Source organism: uncultured Campylobacter sp. (genome assembly GCF_938031315.1).
Lineage (GTDB): Bacteria > Campylobacterota > Campylobacteria > Campylobacterales > Campylobacteraceae > Campylobacter_B.
Map to the genome: position 1 here is coordinate 1 of NZ_CALHHT010000333.1, position 1180 is coordinate 1180.

Consider the following 1180-nt stretch of genomic DNA (forward strand, 5'->3'; position numbering starts at 1 on the left):
ACGAACCGTCCGGATTTACGCCCACGATGCCTACCGTTGCTTCATCGCCGCCGATCTCAAAAAACGAGTCGCCGAAGCACTTTTGTCCCGCGACTTTAAAGCTCTGCCCCTGCGCCTTCAGCGAGACTAGCTCCCATCTGCCCTCGATCTCGCTTAAATTTGACCCGCCGATGCCGGCTTGATTTACGGCGCCGTTTACGATGCTGGCTAAATTTACCTCGTCTTTTTTAAAGGTAAATACGATCTCGTCGCCGCCCGTGCCTTGTTTGTACTCGAGCGAGCCGTTATTTAGCCGTAGCTCTGCGCCGCCAAGCGAGTATCTACCACCGCCTAGACTTTTTAGAGCGAAGTTTTGTTCGGCTTTTTCGCATGAGCTGCCGCCCGCGCTACTTAAGCTTAGGCGCGCATTATCGCCGCTAGCCTCGATAAAAGAGTTTTCGAGGCACTTTTGTCCGGCCGTTTTAAACGTTTGCCCCTGCGCCGTAACCGAGACGATACTCCATCTGCCCTCTAGCTCGCTAGCGCTTAAATTTGACCCGAGGCAAAGCGCCGCGAGGATTGCAAAAAATTTAAATTTAGCCATATTTTTCCTTTCGTAAATTTTTAAGCCGTCTGCGGCGGTTTTGCCTTCGGCTTTTTGTTCTCAAATTTGCCCTGGTTTTACGCCGATGGGTTGCTATTCGTCCAAAAAATGTATCACGCCGTCGATGACCGCTCCGCCTGCCTTGCCTTCGCTAGTAGGCGGGATATAAAAAAAGCTATGTCGCTGCGTCCGTCCGTCGTCGTATCTGAGCGTGAGTTCACCGCTATCCAGCGTATATGAGCCCGCGCTACTGCTAGATCTTGTTCCGCCGCCGCCCACAGTGCTCATGGCGGCGGAGGAGTAGGCCCAACTGCCGTCCTTGAAGCGGCCTTTGCCGTCGAAGTCATAGTACCCGCTCACGCCGCCGCCCACGATATCTGTGCCGCCCGAGGCGTTATAGACGGACATGGAGCCAACGGCGGTGAATGAGTAGCTGCCCTTTGGCACTTCGTTCAAGATTTGAGCGTTAAAGAGATGGTATCCGCCGTCGCTCCACAAAAACGTGCAGTCCGCATTCTCGCAGCTATATGTGCTTTGCTCGCCGTCGTTGGCGGTTCGTACGATTTTTTTGCCGTCTTTTTTATACGTGCCGTCGAT

At 53.5% G+C, this 1180-nt stretch carries 2 pseudogenes; both read right to left on the reverse strand.

Annotated features, from left to right (window positions below):
* A pseudogene (locus Q0236_RS08040) lies at window positions 1-583 on the reverse strand (hypothetical protein); the annotation flags it as partial.
* 93 nt (window positions 584-676) lie between these two features.
* Window positions 677-1180, reverse strand: a pseudogene (locus tag Q0236_RS08045) (hypothetical protein); the annotation flags it as partial.